The organism is Rouxiella sp. S1S-2, from assembly GCF_009208105.1.
Taxonomy (GTDB): Bacteria; Pseudomonadota; Gammaproteobacteria; order Enterobacterales; family Enterobacteriaceae; genus Rouxiella.
The window spans coordinates 3,823,761-3,841,832 of record NZ_WFKL01000001.1; the positions used below are offsets into that span (position 1 = coordinate 3,823,761).

General features: G+C 49.8%; 17 protein-coding genes and 3 tRNA genes. 5 read left to right on the forward strand and 15 right to left on the reverse strand.

Going from position 1 to position 18,072, the window contains the following annotated elements; all coding sequences use genetic code 11:
• The first annotated feature begins 46 nt into the window (after positions 1-46).
• The 4 genes from GA565_RS17530 (at position 47) to GA565_RS17540 (ending at position 2,811) form a co-directional block, all read left to right on the forward strand.
• Positions 47-439, forward strand: a complete 393-nt coding sequence (locus GA565_RS17530) for a cupin domain-containing protein (protein ID WP_152199706.1) — start codon at positions 47-49, stop codon at positions 437-439.
• A gap of 212 nt (positions 440-651) precedes the next feature.
• Positions 652-723, forward strand: a complete 72-nt coding sequence (locus GA565_RS24895; RefSeq protein ID WP_255474471.1) for a hypothetical protein — start codon at positions 652-654, stop codon at positions 721-723.
• Positions 704-1,000, forward strand: coding sequence for an NAD(P)-binding domain-containing protein (locus tag GA565_RS17535; protein ID WP_255474459.1), 297 nt, complete (start codon positions 704-706; stop codon positions 998-1,000). The genes GA565_RS24895 and GA565_RS17535 overlap by 20 nt, the downstream gene beginning before the upstream one ends.
• 392 nt (positions 1,001-1,392) lie before the next feature.
• Complete coding sequence (locus GA565_RS17540) at positions 1,393-2,811, forward strand: MFS transporter (protein WP_226950991.1); 1,419 nt, start codon at positions 1,393-1,395, stop codon at positions 2,809-2,811.
• Positions 2,812-2,873: 62 nt separating this feature from the next.
• Here GA565_RS17540 and GA565_RS17545 read toward each other — a convergent pair whose 3' ends face one another.
• The 10 genes from GA565_RS17545 to GA565_RS17590 all read right to left on the reverse strand — a co-directional run bounded on the left by GA565_RS17545 (position 2,874) and on the right by GA565_RS17590 (position 15,125).
• Positions 2,874-4,919, reverse strand: coding sequence for an FUSC family protein (locus GA565_RS17545; protein WP_152199709.1), 2,046 nt, complete (start codon positions 4,917-4,919; stop codon positions 2,874-2,876).
• Positions 4,920-5,079: 160 nt separating this feature from the next.
• Positions 5,080-7,125, reverse strand: a complete 2,046-nt coding sequence (locus tag GA565_RS17550; protein WP_152199711.1) for an FUSC family protein — start codon at positions 7,123-7,125, stop codon at positions 5,080-5,082.
• A gap of 173 nt (positions 7,126-7,298) precedes the next feature.
• Positions 7,299-9,950, reverse strand: coding sequence for an S-layer family protein (locus GA565_RS17555; protein WP_152199713.1), 2,652 nt, complete (start codon positions 9,948-9,950; stop codon positions 7,299-7,301).
• Between the two features lie 169 nt (positions 9,951-10,119).
• Positions 10,120-10,539, reverse strand: coding sequence for a hypothetical protein (locus tag GA565_RS24650; protein ID WP_193311929.1), 420 nt, complete (start codon positions 10,537-10,539; stop codon positions 10,120-10,122).
• Positions 10,536-11,030, reverse strand: a complete 495-nt coding sequence (locus tag GA565_RS17565; RefSeq protein ID WP_152199717.1) for a lysozyme — start codon at positions 11,028-11,030, stop codon at positions 10,536-10,538. Before GA565_RS17565 ends, GA565_RS24650 begins: the two co-directional genes overlap by 4 nt.
• Positions 11,030-11,335 carry a hypothetical protein gene (locus GA565_RS17570; RefSeq protein WP_055782973.1) on the reverse strand — a complete coding sequence of 102 codons (306 nt, stop codon included), beginning with the start codon at positions 11,333-11,335 and terminating at the stop codon, positions 11,030-11,032. The genes GA565_RS17565 and GA565_RS17570 overlap by 1 nt, the downstream gene beginning before the upstream one ends.
• A gap of 153 nt (positions 11,336-11,488) precedes the next feature.
• The gene (locus tag GA565_RS24835) at positions 11,489-11,731 is read right to left on the reverse strand and encodes an Ig domain protein group 1 domain protein (RefSeq protein WP_226950992.1); all 243 of its coding nucleotides are present in this window, start codon (positions 11,729-11,731) and stop codon (positions 11,489-11,491) included.
• 162 nt (positions 11,732-11,893) lie between these two features.
• Positions 11,894-13,132: an Ig-like domain-containing protein gene (locus GA565_RS17580; protein ID WP_152199719.1), complete on the reverse strand. Its 1,239-nt coding sequence runs from the start codon at positions 13,130-13,132 to the stop codon at positions 11,894-11,896.
• 224 nt (positions 13,133-13,356) lie between these two features.
• A complete protein-coding gene (locus tag GA565_RS17585; RefSeq protein WP_152199720.1) occupies positions 13,357-14,562 on the reverse strand; it encodes an Ig-like domain-containing protein in 1,206 nt (401 codons plus the stop codon).
• A gap of 131 nt (positions 14,563-14,693) precedes the next feature.
• Complete coding sequence (locus GA565_RS17590; protein ID WP_152199722.1) at positions 14,694-15,125, reverse strand: antiterminator Q family protein; 432 nt, start codon at positions 15,123-15,125, stop codon at positions 14,694-14,696.
• 211 nt (positions 15,126-15,336) lie between these two features.
• Here GA565_RS17590 and GA565_RS17595 point away from each other — a divergent pair, with 211 nt between their 5' ends.
• On the forward strand, positions 15,337-15,969 hold the full coding sequence (locus GA565_RS17595; RefSeq protein ID WP_055778132.1) for a LexA family transcriptional regulator: 633 nt from the start codon (positions 15,337-15,339) through the stop codon (positions 15,967-15,969).
• 102 nt (positions 15,970-16,071) lie between these two features.
• Here the strand turns inward: GA565_RS17595 and GA565_RS17600 are convergent, their stop codons facing one another.
• The 5 genes from GA565_RS17600 to pgsA all read right to left on the reverse strand — a co-directional run bounded on the left by GA565_RS17600 (position 16,072) and on the right by pgsA (position 18,015).
• Complete coding sequence (locus tag GA565_RS17600) at positions 16,072-16,665, reverse strand: histidine phosphatase family protein (protein WP_370518106.1); 594 nt, start codon at positions 16,663-16,665, stop codon at positions 16,072-16,074.
• 351 nt (positions 16,666-17,016) lie between these two features.
• Positions 17,017-17,103, reverse strand: a tRNA-Leu gene (locus GA565_RS17605).
• 11 nt (positions 17,104-17,114) lie between these two features.
• A tRNA-Cys gene (locus GA565_RS17610) sits at positions 17,115-17,188 on the reverse strand.
• A 54-nt stretch (positions 17,189-17,242) separates the two neighbouring features.
• Positions 17,243-17,318 (reverse strand) — tRNA-Gly (locus GA565_RS17615).
• A gap of 148 nt (positions 17,319-17,466) precedes the next feature.
• Positions 17,467-18,015, reverse strand: a complete 549-nt coding sequence (gene pgsA / locus GA565_RS17620; protein ID WP_055778126.1) for a CDP-diacylglycerol--glycerol-3-phosphate 3-phosphatidyltransferase — start codon at positions 18,013-18,015, stop codon at positions 17,467-17,469.
• Between the last annotated feature and the right edge of the window lie 57 nt (positions 18,016-18,072).

The window sequence follows — 18,072 nt, forward strand, 5'->3', positions numbered from 1 at the left end:
GCTCAATGAAAACTATCAATCACCCCCCTGTTTCGCGACGAGACTTTTGTCAGTTGTTGTGACTGGCATCAGCAATACCGATAATCGGCTATGCCAAAGATATCACTCGAACACTCACGAATTACTTGGCGTAAGCGGCGGCAGTGCAAATGTTCAGCTTGGCGGTGAATCGGGGCCGACGGCAACGCTGAAAAAAGGCGACGTGGTGCTTATCCCCGCCGGTGTAGGTCATAAACAGCTTGCTGCCACAGATGATTTTGAGGTGTTAGGTGCCTACCCGCAGGGATTAAGCCCTGATTTATATCACGACGACCCGACAAAACTGTCCGAGGCACGAGAACATATTTCACAGATTGCTATGCCGTCTACCGATCCTGTGACTGGCGCTCGGGGTGGGATAAAGCAGCAGTGGTCAAAAAGCCAATCACCTGAGATTTAATACTTCGAAAAAATGGAACCGATACCATCTAACTTAATGGCTACATTTAAGGAGAAACGGATGCTTTTCATAAAAAATCAGCAAAAACTCAGGTTTTTCGCCGCCGGACAACTGCCGTGATGCTGGCTGCGGGGAGTCTGTTGCTGACCGCCACCTCGAGTATTGCGGCTCCCGCACAGTGACTAAAGACAGGAATTATCGGTGCCGGACAAATGGGTTCAACTTTGGGCAAACTGTGGGCAAAGTCGGGTTATCAGGTGATGTTTGCCTCTCAGGCATCCTGAACAGTTGAAGCCGCTAGCCGCCTCGCTGGGTCATGATATGCAGGTGGGCACCGAACAGCAGGCCACACAGTTTGGCGATGTGGTCGTCATTGCCGTGCCCTACGGTGCCCTGCCCGCGCTGGGAAAAACACTGGGTCCGGCGTTGAAAAACAAAATTGTTCTCGGCGTCACCAACCCTTATCCGGGTCGCGACGGCAAGACAACACAAACCGCATTGCAGATTGGCGCGGAGCGAGCCAGTGCGCATTATCGGGCGGGCGATCAGGTTGGCGCGTAGTCTTAACAGGCGCGGGGAATATTCGAGCTTTCACTGGCGCCGATGGCGATTTTAGCCTCATATTGGTCTGCTGCTGGACAGTACTGAGTTTTACTTTGGGGAAAAATTAGAAAAAAATCAGTACACAAAAAAGCTAATTGTGATTCGGTATTTAAACCTATAAGAGCCACGTTGTGTTTCAATTTTATTTTAAAATCTATCGAATAAGTTTTGCACGAACAGCGTAAATTTCAGCTTCATGATTAGGAAAGAGAGACAAAGTGAATTATCTCTTGATACGTCTAAAATTAGTGAAATACACTATTATTTTACATCTTGAAATCTTATTCCGAATTTAAATCCGGTGATAACCCCTTAGCATGATCAGGTTTTTTCAACGGGTAATGGGACTTATGGAATTCGCACACGCATCGTCTTTATCGAGTCAGTCAGCGGCCATGACGGCGCCCGAACTGATCACCAGAATAGACGCCCTGCCTTCATCACCGGGACTGTGGCGCTTTATAATATTATTGGCAATCGGTGGTTTTTTTGAACTTTACGACCTCTTTCAAACGGCGTACATCAGCCCCGGGCTAATCGCTGAAGGCATTTTTCACGTCGGCAGCAATGGGGTGTTTGGCATTTCCGATCAGGCCGCTTTCGCCTCCTCGACTTTCCTCGGTCTGTTTATCGGTACCAGCCTGCTCAGCCCTTTGGCCGACAAGTTTGGCCGTCGCCTGACGTTTATGTTCGCGCTGCTTTGGTACAGCTTCTTCACCCTGCTGATTGTGTTCCAGAATCAGGCGGAATGGATTATTTTCCTGCGCTTTCTGGTCGGCGTAGGTCTGGGTATTGAGCTGGTGACCATTGACACCTATTTAGTCGAAATGGTGCCAACGCGCCTGCGCAGCAAAGCTTTTGCTTTCTCTTTCTTTATCCAATTTATGTCGGTCCCCGCCGTTGCGCTGATCTCATGGTGGTTCGTTCCCCATACGTGGTTCGGCTTAACCGGCTGGCGCTATGTGCTGTTGGTCAGCGTGGTGTTCTCGCTGTTTATCTGGATAGTGCGGAAAAAACTGCCGGAGTCTCCACGCTGGTTGATGCAGCAGGGTCAGGCGGATAAAGCCCAGGCTGTGCTCGAAGAGCTTGAAAAACGGTGTGGGGTTGAAAAAGTTGAACGTATTACGCAGCTGGTGACACTCAATGATGAAGAGCAGTTCGAGCGTCGCGGACGTTTCAAGGAAATCTGGACGCCGCAGTTTCGCTCGCGCACCATCATGCTGATGATTTTCAATATATTTCAGGCCATCGGCTTCTTTGGCTTCGGAAACTGGCTCCCCGCGCTATTGGCTGGGCAAGGCAGCAGTTTCACCCACAGTCTGTCTTATTCGATAATTATCACCCTCGGCTTCCCGCTGGGCTGTTTGATTTCAGTAATGTATGCCGATAAATTCGAGATAAAATGGCAGGTAGTGGCCGGTGCGCTGGGCGTAGTGATTTTTGGCGCGCTGTTTGGTTTTCAGCGCAGTCCGGTGGGGATGATTTTCTGCGGATTTATGGTGAGCTACTGCAATGCGTGGATGACCTACAGCTTCCACTCTTACCAAACCGAAATATTCCCGACGCGAATTCGGGTCACCGCCGTCGGCTTCTGCTATTCGTTTAGTCGCCTTTCAACAGTATTCAGCAGCATCATTATCGGCCTGTTTCTACAATACACCGGCAATATTGGCGTACTGAGCTTTATCGTGGCAAGCATGATAATCGTGGTGTTGGTTATTTCGATACTGGGTCCCAAAACAAAAGATATTGAGTTGGAAAATATCTGATAAAACGCAAATACTGCTGCGGTCCACGGCTTGTGTCGCCCGCAGCAGGTGTCAGCCACCGATTATAGTGCAGGCCAGCGTTCAGACGAATAAAGCCACATGCGAATATTATATAAATAAAACAGCGGCATAAATAAATGCATGTCTGCACGACAGACCCTTTCGAGCTGCAGCAACAACACGTTTAGCTCCCCCAAAAGTGATTCGGGCGGTGCTAAATAAATATTTTTTAGCCGCATTTTTATATAATTATTAATCTCAAACAGCAGCGCATCGGTATCAATACCGTTACTTTTCAGCAGCTCCTCGTGCCTGGCATAGAAATCAAACACGCTAACCCCCAGCCAAATTTCGGTAATCAGGTTGCCGCCCAGCGCGACGTTGGGTATCGGATCAATTTTGATACGCGGTAAAATCACGTTCACTTTGTCAAGCATACCCGAGACATATTGCTGGCGGCCAAGCAGCGAAGACTTATTCATTTTAATGGTCTGTGTAAACTGCAGCAGGTCTTTGATCCCCTTACGCAGCGCGCGTTTTGCCGTCCACGAAGGTCGCTTATTACGAATGATCGCAGTCACCAGCACGGCGATCACGATGCCAACCACCGTTGAGATAGCAGAGTTAAGAATCGACAGCGGATCGGGCCTAAAGTCGTGGCTCATGCCCATAAAGCTTGGGATCTGCGTGGCGATAATCAACCCGAAAATGTTGGTCGCAGGATTGGCGATAATGATCCCCAAGGCTATCAGTCCCGGTGCCAGACAAATGATCAGTGCCTCAAAGCTGGTGGCCAGCGGAATAAGGAGCACGGTATAAATCAGGCTGGCGGCAATAGCGATAATCACCGCCTTGAGAAACACCTGCAGTGAAGCTATTGGGCTGTCGTGGGCCGCGAAAAATGAACAAGCAATGGCGGCCATTACCGGTGCGGTGCCGCCGTGTTTCCAACCGCTGCCTATCCAGAACAGGCAGCACAGCAGGGTGACAATAAAAATGGTCAGCGATGAGAGAAAAATCAGTCCCTTATCAGCATGCTTTTTAAACAACGTAAACTTCGCCGGATTTCTTTCATCACTCAGCGCGTTAACTTTCTCTTTAACCGCCAGGTAGGCCTGCGCGATACGGATGAAGTTTTGCAGCCGTTCTACCAGCCCTGTCAGCAGCAGTCCTTCTTCGGCACTCATTCCTCCCTCAACGTACAGCGCTTTAATTCTTTCCTGCGAAGCCATCATCTCCTCGATTAATACGCCGGTATCGCCAAATTGTGCGGGATTATTCAGCCACTGTAGGAAGTGACTGAAAGTTTCGGCGATAAAATCAGGAAAGGTAATACCGTGTTCACTGAGTAAAATCAGGCGTTTTTCAATCGCGGTAAGCGTCGGAATTAAATAGGAGAGATGCTGATACTGGACTGAAACCATGCGAATCAGCGTGCGCGCAGAATCCCCTTCATAGACGCAGTGGGTGATCAGCGCTTCAACGTTGGAGGGATAGTTCGCCATCTGGATCAGAATATGTTCATGCTCCAACGACTTCTCTTTAGAAACGCGGGTCACCATGTCACCGCAGAGTTTCTTGGCACTTTCAAACCAGTTATTGACGCTGTTTTCCAACAACGTACTCATGCGTACCGGAAAAATAATCATGTGCACCAGCGTGCTGCACACAATAGCCACCGCGATCTCCTCAATGCGAGAAATGACGGTGTAGGTAATATCCAGAGGGGAATCCACATCGGCAAAGCCCATGATGGCAGCACTGTAACCCGCCAGCATAAAGACATAACTTTTCGGCGTGCGGTCATGCAGTGACAGATAGAGGCAAAAGGCTATCCACAATGAGACGCTGACGCTAAAAAGTAGGGGGTAAAGCACGGTAATGGGGTAGATAAAGAAGATGAATGCACCGCCGAGCAGCGTGCCTAATAGTCGAAATACCGACTTTGACAGCGTAGAAGCGGAGTAGAGCTGAGAAATGATGAAAACGGACGTCAGCGACCAGGCAGGTTTATCCAGATTAAGTTTTAAAGCGATATATAAAGCCAAAAATGCAGCGATACAGGTCTTTATTGAGAACAAAAAAGCATTTTTTGTTAGCCACTTCATTTTCTAATTAAACAAATCACGTAGATTTTAAAGGATTATTTTATACCCCCAAGAAACTTGTTATCTTGTTTTGTTTGTAACAAAGATGTTCGCAATTATGTACAAATAAAACAAAAAAGTCACCGCGAGGTGACTTGGTGTAGTAGGAATGCTGCAAGCTTTAAATAACAGGCCAGCGTTGGCCCGGAAACAGCGCCATACGGATGTTAAAAAGATAAAACAGCGGGCTGAAGAGTTGCATATCCGTGCGGCAAAGCCCCTCTGTTTTTAACAGCAGATTGTCGAGTTCGTTGAGCAGCGATGCCGGTGGCGCGAGGTAAATATTTTTCAGTCGCATTTTAAAATATCTATTTATCTCCGCCATTAACGCGTCACTGTCCAGCGTATTTTCTTTAAGCAGTTCCTGATGGCGCGCATAAAAATCATAGCAGTTGACCCCTAGCCAGATTTCAGTGATCAAATTGCCACCCAGCGCCACGTCCGGCGTAGGGTCCACTTTGTTACGCGGCAAGATGATATTGATTTTATCTATCATGCTTGCCACGTACTGCTGGCGGGACAGCAGCGATGAGGCATTCATTTTTATTTCAGAAGTAAACTGCAGCAACTCTTTAATGCCACGACGCAACACTCGCCTGGCCATCCAGGCTGGACGCTTGTTGCGGATGATTGCCGTCAACACAACGGCGATAACGATCCCGACTATCGTCGAAATCGAGGCGTTAATAATCGACAGCAGGTCCGGCTTAAGGTCGTGCGTCATGCCAATAAACCCTGGGATCTGGGTGGCGATAATCAGCCCAATAAAGTTGGTTGAAGGATTAGCAATGACTAACCCCAATGCGATCAGTCCGGGAGCGAGAACAATCACCAAAGACTCAAAGGTCACCGTTAAGGGGATAAAAATACCGACATACATAATGCTGATTACGATTGCCACTAACACGCCTTTCAGAAACACCTTCATGGAGGCAATCGGGCTATCAAGTGAGGCAAAAAATGAGCACACCACCGCCGCCATCATGGGCGCCGTTGAGCCGTCTTTCCAGCCGGTGCCTATCCAGAACAGGCACCCCAGCATGGTGGCGGTAAAGGCGGTAAAGCAAGAAAGCAGGATCAGACCTTTATCGGAGTGCTTGCGAATCAATTTTGCTTTACCACGTTTTTTCTCGGGCGACAGCGACGTAACACGCTCTTTGGCCCCCATGTAGGACTCGGAGAGGCGAATGAAGTTTTGCAAACGCTCCATCAGGCCAATCAGCAGCAGTCCCTCTTCGGCACTCATTTCTCCGCGGGCGTAGAGCATTTTAATCTTCCCCTGCGACCCGCTAATATCGTCCTGAATCACCTGCGCATTGCCGCTCTGCTCCGGGCTGTTCAGCCACTGCAGAAAATGGCCAAACGACTCGGCCACAAAGTCAGGAAAGGTGATGCCCTGCTCTGCCAATAAACTCAGACGCTTTTCAATCGCTGTCAGGGTGGGGATCAAATAAGAAAGGTGCTGATACTGCGCACTGACCAGGCGGATCAGTTTTCGCGCTGAATCTCCCTCGTAAACCAGGTGGGTTATCAGGGCTTCGACGCTGAGGGGATAATTCGCCATCTGTACCAGAATATGTTCTCTTTCCGGCGAACCTTCTTTTGATTCGGCGGTAAGCAATTCATTACACAGTTTCTTGGCACTGTCGTACCAGTTGCTCACGCTGCTTTCCAGTAAATTGCGCATCCGCACCGGAAAAACCAGCATGTGGATCAGGCTGCTGCAAACAATGGCGACGGTTATCTCTTCAACGCGGGAAATGACAGTATAAGTGATATCAAGCGGAACGGTCACGTCGGCAAAACCCATGATGGCGGCGCTGTATCCAGCCAGCATAAAGATGTAACTTTTTGGCGTTCTGTCGTGCAGTGAGAGGTAAAGGCAGCAGGCTACCCACAGTGAAACGCTGAGGCTAAACAGAAGCGGAAAAGTAACGGTGACGGGATAGATCAGAAAAATAAATATCCCACCCAACACGGTGCCAAGAAAGCGGAACAGCGCCTTTGACAGGGTTGAAGCAGAATAAAGCTGCGAGATGACGTAAACCGAGACCATTGCCCAGGCCGGTTTATCGAGGTTAAGTTCAAGCGCGATGTATAAGGCTAGAAATGCCGCTATGCAGGTCTTTACCGCGAACAAAAACGCATTTTTTGTTAACCATTTCATATTTGAATCAACAGCTCACAATATTCTAAAACAGTATTTTATACCGATTGAGATAAGAGTACTGCTTTTTAAATTTTTTAAGTTTGTAACAAAATAATCACAATTCAGGCCATAAGAGGGCCTGACGTGCGGCTGTAATAACCGCGCGACAGGCCCGCAATGACGTTTTCAGGTTAAATTCTCACGATATTGATCACCACCTGCATCTGCGACTGGGCCTGCTGGCGGAAGTTCATGTCTACTCCTGTGGTGTTATCAGCAAAGTCGACCGTGATGGCCGAGGTGCTGTAACTGGAGATAACGTTATGTGAATAGGTGCCGCCACTCGAAAGAACAAACACGCGATAGGAACCACAGTTGCCCGCATAGTTGGTTTTCAGAGTGATGTCATAAATACTGCCCTCATCCAGATGCTTGTCCTGTGCCGAGTCTTTCAGAGTGGTAATGGTGGTGGACGTGGTGCTGGACGGCCCGAGCTTGATGGCCACCGGCGTTCCCTCATACAGGCGATCCTGCATATAGAGTTTTTTCTGGAAATTAACGTAGTCCGCCGTTACATACGAGTAGGCTGAAGACTCAACCGGCGTATTGATAAACGCCAACGTGGTGCCTGAGTTGGTGACGCTCAGTCCGTGGAAGCAGTCAGTGGGGTCCTCATAGGAGTTTTGGTACTGCAGGTTGGAGGTGTGCTGCAGGCCGCCAATGATTCCTGAAAGATACCCCGCCTTCACTTGAATTCTACCGAACGCCGTCCTTTCAAAGTCATGGAAAATATCGAAGAAGTTGGTTTTGCTGGCATTGTCGCCGCAAAGCGTGACGGCGGTGTAGGTCAGGCTCACGCCGGTAATTGTGGTACAGCTAATCGTTTGCCCCACGGTCCACGGGAAGGTGCCGCTGCCGTCATAAACTGAAATATTGCTGCTAGCAGCCACCACGGCGTAGGTGCTTCCCTGGTAGGTGTAATAGAACAGGAACTCGAGTGGCGTCGTGCCGTTAGTGAGTTTAAGCCCGGTCTGGCCGGCAATCGACGACAACCCGGTGGTAGAGTCCAGTTCAATAACCCCGACGTAGCGACCGTTATAGTCCCAGTCGCCGCTTAACTGTGCGTACTGACCGCAGTCGAAGAGCCAGATCCCCCCCCAGTAGTTCGCCGCAATAAACTTGACCGAGACTTTCCAGCCTTCAACGATCGGGTTAGTCCCGGTGGTGCCATTTTTCAAGAATACGCCGACATAGTTACTCGACCAGTAATCGCCCGTCAGCTGGTTCGAGGAGTTTGGCCACTGGTGCGCGCCGGTGCGGACTACCGCGATACAATTGCTCGCTGAGCCGATGTGAATATGCGACAACGCAAAGCCATAGCCGGTTGGGACGATACCGTCAGCTTTGCTACCCCCGTCAAGTACGTTGATAAACAGGTTCAGTCCGGTTGCGTTACCGACCAGGTCGCCAATGGAAATCATCGGCGTTGCGTTCCAAAAAGACGTATTGCTCGGGAAGCTGCTGGTCACGCTCAGGGAGTGAATAGAAATATTCAGACCGTTGCCAAAAATATTACGGATTTTGACCGTGCCGGAAATCGCATAGCTGCCGGTACCGCGCACCTCAAGAATTCCACGACTCACGGCCGCGTCAATGGCCGCCTGAATAGCCGTCGTCCAGTCACCCGCCGCAGAATTGGTATCGGCGAAATCTTCAATATCCAGATAACGCGCCAGCTTATTGGTTTGCGAGGCCAGGGTTGTGCCCGAATAGTTAAAGGCTGAACCCAGAGTGCCGTTGGCATAGTCAATAGTTTGGTCATAACCCACGGAACCTGCACCCGACGAGGTAGCAAGTGCCGACAATTGATTATTGATAGAGGTCAGGTTGGTTGCCGCTGAATTAAAAGCCGACCCCAGCGTCCCCCCGGTATAGCTCACCGTAGAGCTGTAGCCGACTGAACCCGCACCGGACGAGGTAGCGAGTGCTGCCAGTTGATTATTATTGGACGTTAAATTTGTTGCTGCTGAATTAAAGGCCGAGCCGACGGTGCCGTTGGCATAGCTTACCGTTGAGTCATAACCCACCGAGCCCGCGCCTGATGAAGTAGCGAGTGCGGCCAGTTGGTTATTGTTTGAGGTCAAATTGGTTGCCGCCGAATTGAAGGCCGATCCGACCGTACCGCTGGCATAGCTCACCGTTGAGTCATAGCCTACAGAGCCTGCGCCAGAAGAGGTCGCGAGTGCCGCCAGTTTATTGTTATTGGTCGTCAGATTAGTGGCCGCAGAATTGAAGGCTGCCCCAACCGTGCCACTGGTATAGGTCACGGTTGAGTCATAACCCACAGAACCCGCGCCGGTAGAGGTCGCCAGTGCCGCTAGCTTATTGTTATTGGTCGTCAGATTAGTGGCCGCCTGACTTAATGATGCCCCAATGGTGCCGCTGGCGTAGGTCAGCGTTTGGTCATAACCGACATAACCAGAGCCGGTCGTGCCCGAGAGTGCCGACTGCATGGTCTCGAGCGCCCTTTGCGCCGCCGCGGTTTCGGCGGCGGAGGTAAAGATAACCGAAATGGTTTTTGAGGTTGCGCCGGTTAATGCCGCGGTGACCACATAAGAAGCCGCGGTGATGCTGGTGACATAGCCAAACACGCTGCCCGCACTCCCAGTAGTGACCGTGCTTGCAGTCAGGGTTGCGCCGGTAGTTACCGAAAGTGTCACGGTGACGTTAGCCACGCCCGCGCCGGTTACAGAATCGTTGACCAGTACCTGGAATGAGTTGTTTGAGCTGCCGTCTGCCTGTGCGCCGTTGGTGACGCGAGTTAACGTTAATACATTAGCCATAATAATTTCCTTAGGGATTGATTGAGGTGAGGATTGTGGTTAGTGCGTTGTGGATCACTGCTGTCTTGCGACTTCTATTTGGCGGATGCCGTGGAGCTGGGTATTACAGTTTTCTAAATCGGTGAGTAAAAGCTCATTCCATAGCACCGATGCGCCATAAGTGAGGGGGTCACTGGGCGGTGGAGACGGCTGGCACTGCGCGAGCAGGCTTGCGGGTATCGGTGTTACGGGAACGTTGACGTACTGCGTTGTAGTGGTTGAACAAGCTGACATTAACGGCAGCAGCAACAGGCACCAGATTGCACGGTGCCGTTTGAAGAACTCGTTTAATGATAGTTTGTCTCGTCTGACTTGCGGTTTGGTTAGCCTGTTGGTCATTTAGCGTTGCCCCTGCAATCTGGTTAAAAATACCCACGCTCAGCCCCTGAGACTGGGCGATAAATTCGGCCTCTTTTTTCTGCTGACTCAGCGTGGACAATGAAGCGGCCTGAGAAACGGTTTGCCCGTAGTAGTGAAAAGCCAGAAAAATAAGCAAGCCGATGCAGGCCATCACCAGCAGAGTGGTCATCACCGCGATTTTATTGATCATAATTGCCCCATTAGGCAGACTTGCCTCTCAATCTCGCGCCGGTTTATCAGGCCACGGTTGCGTTTTTTATTGACGTAAACCCACCGCCGAAGGTCATCGCAGGCCTGCCTGGTGTTACCGGCATTAATGTGCCTGAGTAAGGACGATCGTTTGAATGCGCTGACGCCTACATTGTAGGCAAAGGAGTAGAGTGCAGCTCGGGTGTAGCGGTCTAAGGGGACGGTTACGGCGTTATCGACGGCTGTTTTAACCGATGCCAAATGCTTGTTCAAAAGAACATCACACTCTTTGTCCGAGTAATATTTTCCGGGCAACACGTCGGGACCCGTGATGCCGCTGCACACTGTCCATACCCCGCCAACATCGCGATAGGGCGTGCTTCTCTGCCCTTCAACGCCTTCAGGACCACCGAGCAGCGAAATTGCGATGGTCAGCGCGGTTGCTCCGCCTAATTTAACCATTTTGCTTTTCAGTTCCGGTGATATGGCCATTATGTTTCTACCTTATTGATGACTTCGTTAACCTCATTGGCAACGCCTGCAGGCTCGATATCAGCATTATTTTTTCTGCCGGCCAGGTAGGACCGAAGTATCTCGGTTCTCTTTTCGTCCTCGCTTTGCCTCTCCTTTAGGGCAAGTTTGTTATTGCGATAAGAGTTAAATGAAAGCAGTGCGCCAAAAATGGCGCAAAACACATAAATCCATTGCTCAGTGGTCAGACCCGCCGCACTAAACAGTGCGGTGATCGTGGCCCAGAAATGCGTCCAGAATCCGTCACTTTGTGGGTTCATTTTCATAGTCTCCACCTCCAACTGCCGTTGGCTGTGCACTGTTGCCATAGGGATTAGCGCCGGAATACGTTGCGACAAGAAGTCAGGGAAGGTTGAGTATTCGGCGCTAAGGATTTATTGCGGACCGCATGAGTATTTTTTAGAGGTATTTGCAAAGGCCTAAAGATACTTTTCTTTAAGCGCCACCAGCTCGGCTTCGGCGTCTTGCCCCAGCACTTCGATCCCTTTTTCGACAAAGGCAACAAATGCCTCAATCCTGGATTTAAACTCTGCCAAAGGCGACGTTATCGCCTCGTTTGAAACTGCTACCGGCGTGGCAACGGGCAGAACTGCGGCTGCGCTGGCCAGCGAGGCAATGGACTCGCCAGGCTGAGGTATGGAATTGATCGTTTCGTTATTCATTGAAGTCTCCTGATACGTTTCGGTTTTGCTCGCGATGACGGGGATGTAATAGAGGCTTTTCAGCCAATTGAACCCATGTTGAATCATTTCGCCCCACCTCTTTTATTAAGGTTTGAACCGCATGAAATTATTGAGCCTGCTCGTAGCAGGCTCTTGAAAGCATTACTGATACTTCGCTTTAAGCTGTAAAAATGCCGCACTGACGTTTTGACTCAGTGTCGAAACATTCTGCTCGACGTAACCGTTGAACGTTTCATCATTAGTTTCAAACGCAGACAGGGCATCGGCCACACTGCTCTGGGTCACTGAAGCGCCAAGCTGTGACAAGGCGGCCTCCACATTTTGACCAACCGAATCGAGCTGCTGCTGGACATAGGTGATAAACGCTGCCACGTCGGACTTAAACGCGGTGAGAGAATCATCGCCCGGTTCCGGCAGTGCCGTTTTAGAGACAAAAGTGATGACAGCCGAGGCAAAGGTGCCGTCCTCCAGTGTCGCGGTCAGATTGGCATTCCCCACGGTGTTGCTAAACACATACGCCACGGCCTGGCCGTTGGCGTCAGTGGTTGCCGGATTGACAGTGAGGTCAAGATTGGCGCCATTGTCTACGCTCCATGTCACCTTCTGCCCCGCTGCCACCGCGCCGGTTGAATCGAGCACCGTTGCTGCGACGGTGTTAGCCGACCCGTTTGGCCCGGCCAGTTGATTACTGGTGCGAGATAACAGACTGATGCTGAATGGACCGACCGGCGTGGTGACCGGGGGAGTAACCGGCTTAGCGACAAAGTTGATCACCGTGGAGGCTGAGGTGCCACCCGCCAGCGTCGCGGTCAGGTTGGCATTACCCACAGTGTTGCTAAACACATATGCCACGACCTGACCGTTAACGTCAGTGGTTGCCGGATTAACAGTGAGGTCAAGATTAGCGCCATTGTCTACGCTCCATGTCACCGTCTGCCCCGCTGCCACCGCGCCGGTTGAATCGAGCACCGTTGCTGCGACAGTGTTAGCCGACCCGTTTGGCCCGGCCAGTTGATTACTGGTGCGAGATAACAGACTGATGCTGAAAGGACCGACCGGCGTGGTGACCGGGGGAGTAACCGGCTTGGCGACAAAGTTGATCACCGTGGAGGCTGAAGTGCCGTCTGCCAGTGTCGCGGTCAGATTGGCATTACCCACGGTATTACTGAATACATAGGCCACCGCCTGACCGTTGGCGTCAGTGGTTGCCGGATTGACAGTGAGGTCGAGATTGGCGCCATTATCCGCGCTCCAGGTCAGCTTTAAACCCGCTGCCGCAACCCCATTCGAGTCAACAACCTTGGCTGCAACCCTATTGGCAGTCCCGTTAGGACCCACGAGTTGATTACTGCTAAGCGCAGTGAAGCTAATTGAGTACATAATTATTTCCTAAGTAGATTTGTGTTTTGGCAGGAATGCCAGGCAATAAAAAAGGGCCACCGAAGTGGCCCTTAAACGCAAAAAACCCCGCCGAGGCGAGGTTTTGCAGGTGTTGGCTACGTAACTAAGTAACCAGTATTGATAGAGTAAACGCATTTTTGCGGACCGCGTGAGCGTTTTTTTACTCCGCACGCCATTTATTTTTCGCCGTCAATGATGACGCGTTACTGATACTTTTGTTTGAGCTGTAAAAAGGCTGTATCAACGTTTTGACCCAGCGCCACCAGACCTTGCTGGAAGTAAGTTTCAAACGTTTGAACATTAGTATCGAACTGGGTCCACGCCGAGGGTACATCTTCAGCCGTGACCGAGGTTGAAAGCTGCAACAACGCGGAACCCACATTTTGCTCTAACGACGTAAGGGCTTGTTGTACATAGGTGATAAAGGCTGAGACATCGGCTTTAAAGGCGGCCAGTTCCGCTCCCGTTCCAGGATCCCCGTCCGAGGCAACAAAACTTATTACCAGCGTGGCCGCCGTTCCGTCCGCCAGAGTGGCGTTAACCGTAGCATCACCTGCTGTATCACTGAATACCGCGATGCTGGTCGTGCCGTTACTTTGGGTTTTCATCTTATTTGAATCAATGAAATAGGCGCCATTATCTACGCTAAAATTTACCGCCTGTTCGGCGATTGCGGTGCCCGTTTCATCAATCACTTTCGCCTCAACGACGTCCGGTGCACTGCTTACTATCTGATTATTGACGGAGGCATCAAGTGTGAGTGTCATTTTTCCTGTCGGGTTGACGACTGGAGGAGTTCCGGTGTCAGCTACAAAGGAAACCACTGTGCTGGCCGACGTTCCGTCTGTCAGCGTGGCACTCACCGTCGAATCACCGACCGTATTGCTGTATATGAGAATATTCGCCGTGCCGTTACTGCCGGTTATGGCTTTATTGCCGTCAAGGAAGTAAGCGCCGTTGTCTACGCTGAAACTCACTGACTGTTTAGCGATGGCGGCCCCGGTAGAATCGATAACTTTTGCCTCTACCACGTCGGCGATATTGCCAACAATTTGATTATTGGTTGAGACATCGAGAGTTAAGGTTAACGCACCGACCGGCGTGGTGACCGGTGGCAGACCGGGGTCGGCAATAAACGTCACAACAACAGTGGCCGAGGTGCCATCGACAAGCTTTGCGGTTACCGTCGAGTTGCCCACGGTATGGCTGAATACTGAAATAGTGTTGGTGCCATTACTTCCTGTCGTAACAGTATTTCCAAGAAAATAGGCGTTATTGTCGGCGCTAAATTTGACCACCTGTCCAGATACGGCGGCGCCGGCATCATCGACGACTTTAGCCTCAACAACATCTGCAATTTTTCCCACAATTTGATTATTGGTTGATAGAGAAAGGGTCAAGGTATACATGGAAGTGTCCTTCTTTATTTTGTAGGTACATGGGTCGAAAAAAAAGGGCCACCGAAGTGACCCTTTACATGTAAAAACCCCACCAAGGCGAGGTTTTTACTGGCGTTGGCTACGTGACTCAGTAACCAGTATTAATACAGTAGCGGGCTTTTTGCGGACCGCGTGAGCACTTTTTTCGGTTCACGATAAATTTCCACAGTCGGGTCCATATCCAGCGGTACGTCGAGCATCGCCAGGCAACCCTCAACAAAACCCTCAGCCATTTGCAGCATAATACGCACCAGCTTTTCATCCCTTTTCATGACCCGGGCAATGGCGCGCTTCGGCTGATTCATAACGTAATGCAGAACCAGCAGCTGATACTCCTCAGGCCTAAGGGTTTTTAATCGCGTGATACATCCGTCAATCAGCAAACCGTCGTCATCGCAGCATGAAAGACGCGACTTTGAGCTGTTAGGTAACAAACTTTTGAAGCCGTTCGCCGTTCTCTGCCAGTCCAGTTGACTGTTATCCGCCGCCGCCCAACCGCCCCAGCGCTCTAAAACTTGTGGTATATCTCTCATAAGATGTCCTCTACAGGTCGCGTAATCATGCTTTGCCGCCTTGCAGCTGCGGGAACTTTTCCAGATTGAGGGCGCTAAACCCTGCGCTGGCTTCTCTAAGTTTCATTTGCAAACGTGCTTCACAAGCTAAGTTAACTTAGATAATATATCCAAGGTTAAATTTGATCAAATAAAACTAAGATAACTTAGTTAATTTTATTGAGAGTGGATTATGGAATCGGTTGGCGCGCGACTTAAAAGGCTACGCAGAATAACCAAGACAACGCAGAAAGCATTGGGTGAGTATTGCGGCGTTTCGGATGTCACTGTGGGATATTGGGAAAAAGATCTCAATGTTCCTAAAGCTGAATCGTTGTTGAAGCTTGCAAAATATTTCAATACCACAGAAGCTTATGTACTTTATGGTACTGATTTTGCTGGGCTACAACCCCTGGTGACCAGCGTTAGAAAAATCCCTATTCTTTCGTGGGTACAGGCAGGCGTGTTCACGGAGTCAGAATCGAGTGAACTTTTTGAGAGAGCAGAATACTGGATGGAAACCGGCCTACGCGTGTCATCAGACTCATTTGCTCTAACGGTGCGTGGTGATTCAATGACTAATCCTTCGGGGCTACCGAGTATCCCGGAAGGCTCTACCGTCATTGTCGATCCTCACGTAGAGGCCACTCATGGAAAAATCGTTGTCGCCCGCATTGCCGGAACCAGCGAGGCAACCATGAAAAAGTTGGTTATTGATGGACCGAATAAGTATCTCGTTCCGCTAAACCCGCGCTACGCCAACATTCCTATCAATGGCAACTGCGAGATTATCGGCGTAGTCCGCGGCGTACAGTACGAAATCTAATTTAATTAGCGTATGACACATAAAAAGGAGCCAAGGCAGCACTCGCCTTTGCTCCTTTTTTAATGGCAGGTCCCTTGATCGGGAACTATCGACACTGTCCTATTATGATTGGGTGCCGGGACATTGATCTGACAAATTAGTCAGGTTCTCAGCCTCATGCTGGAAGCTGATTTTGTTACTTGCGCTGCCCTGATTGATTTTTAGAACAAAAATACTGTCAAAATCACTGCCGGGCCAGGCAGGCACCGTGGCGGGGTCAGCACCCTCAGCTTTCATAATATTTTTAACTAATTTATCGAGATTTTTGTGTTCCCAGGAAACAAATACCAGTGAATTGCTATACGTATTGCTCAACAGTGCCTTTTGAACGCCAGCAATATCATCCGCATGGAACTGAATATCAATCGGCATAGAAAGCTGGATAGCCGTTGGAGTGATGGTCGTCAATGGTCTGAGAGAACTTCCTGACTTATCTTCCTTCGGCCCCGCGGCGAAGATAGCAGCCGGTTTTCCATAACGGGATAGCAAAACCTTAGGCAGAGCCAGTGCTCGGTTAAGTCCCTTACAGGTTAATTGCCCGCTGCTGTTTACCGGTTTTTCACCATGGCGGACAAAAACGATGGTTTGTTCGGCCCGAGCTATGGATATATTCGCGATGACCGTAGACAACAATAAAGCAAACCCACCTATTTTAATTAGCGATTTCAATCTAGCACCCCTGATTTTTAATCATATAGTTCAATGCATTACATAGAGTTACTTCTGAAAACATCCGGTGAATTACCCAGCTTGTGACAATAAAATCGCCGAGAATCCACCCAAAAATATGCCGTATTAAAGACGCTCAGTAAACGCAGTAATCGTTTCAATTTGCTTTCGCAGAGGATACTGCAAGATAGTGCAATTTCAATTAAGATGAAAATGATAGAGGGGTAAGGAGAAATATTATGAAGGGATATTATGAAAACCCAAAAACAAAAAAACCACCCGAAGGTGGCATAACGACATTACTACTTTATTGCTTTTGATTATTCAGCTAATTTTCCATGGTACCCGGGACGAGACTTGAACTCGTACAGCGCGAACGCCGAGGGATTTTAAATCCCTTGTGTCTACCGATTCCACCACCCGGGCTCCGGGAAAATTGGAGGCGCGTTCCGGAGTCGAACCGGACTAGGCGGATTTGCAATCCGCTACATAACCGCTTTGTTAACGCGCCTTAATTCTTTACTTTTCTTACTGTTAGCTAGAAACTTGTTCTACCTAACGAATTTGGAGCGGGAAACGAGACTCGAACTCGCGACCCCGACCTTGGCAAGGTCGTGCTCTACCAACTGAGCTATTCCCGCTTTAATCAGAACTTACTGATTTTTTTAGCTTATCTTCGGGCTAACTGCTCACTGCCTTCCGATGCGTTGCATTCTACTTGGCTGACGCGATGAGTCAATAAAATTATCAGCTCATCGTGACTGATTGCCGTTTTTTAAATCAGTTCGATCAAGGTTCCAGCAAATCATTACGTGCAGCAAACAGATATTGGAACATTGACCAAAAAGTCAGCACCGCAGCAATGTACAACGCGACAACCCCAACGCCGACGGCGATATCATTTGGGCGCCATAATAGCGCTACCAGCGACAGCATCTGCGCCATCGTTTTCACTTTACCTATCCAGGAAACCGCCACGCTGCTGCGTTTACCGATCTCGGCCATCCATTCTCGAAGCGCAGAAATGATAATTTCGCGTGCTATCATGGTCGCCGCCGGCAATGTTATCCACCAGGCGTGGAAATATTCTGCCACCAGCACGAGCGCAATCGCGACCAATACCTTGTCGGCCACGGGATCGAGGAACGCACCAAAGCGAGTAGTTTGCTTCCAGCGACGAGCAAGATAGCCGTCAAACCAGTCGGTAATCGCGGCGAGAACGAAAATCAAGGCGCAAGCTGTAGGAGCCCAAACGTACGGCAGATAAAAAGCCAGCACGAAGAACGGGATCATGACAACGCGAAACAGGGTAAGGCACGTCGGTATATTAAATTGCATGTGCGTAGGTAACTATCTGTCCGATGTAGATATTATGAGTATGTTGCTACAATGACC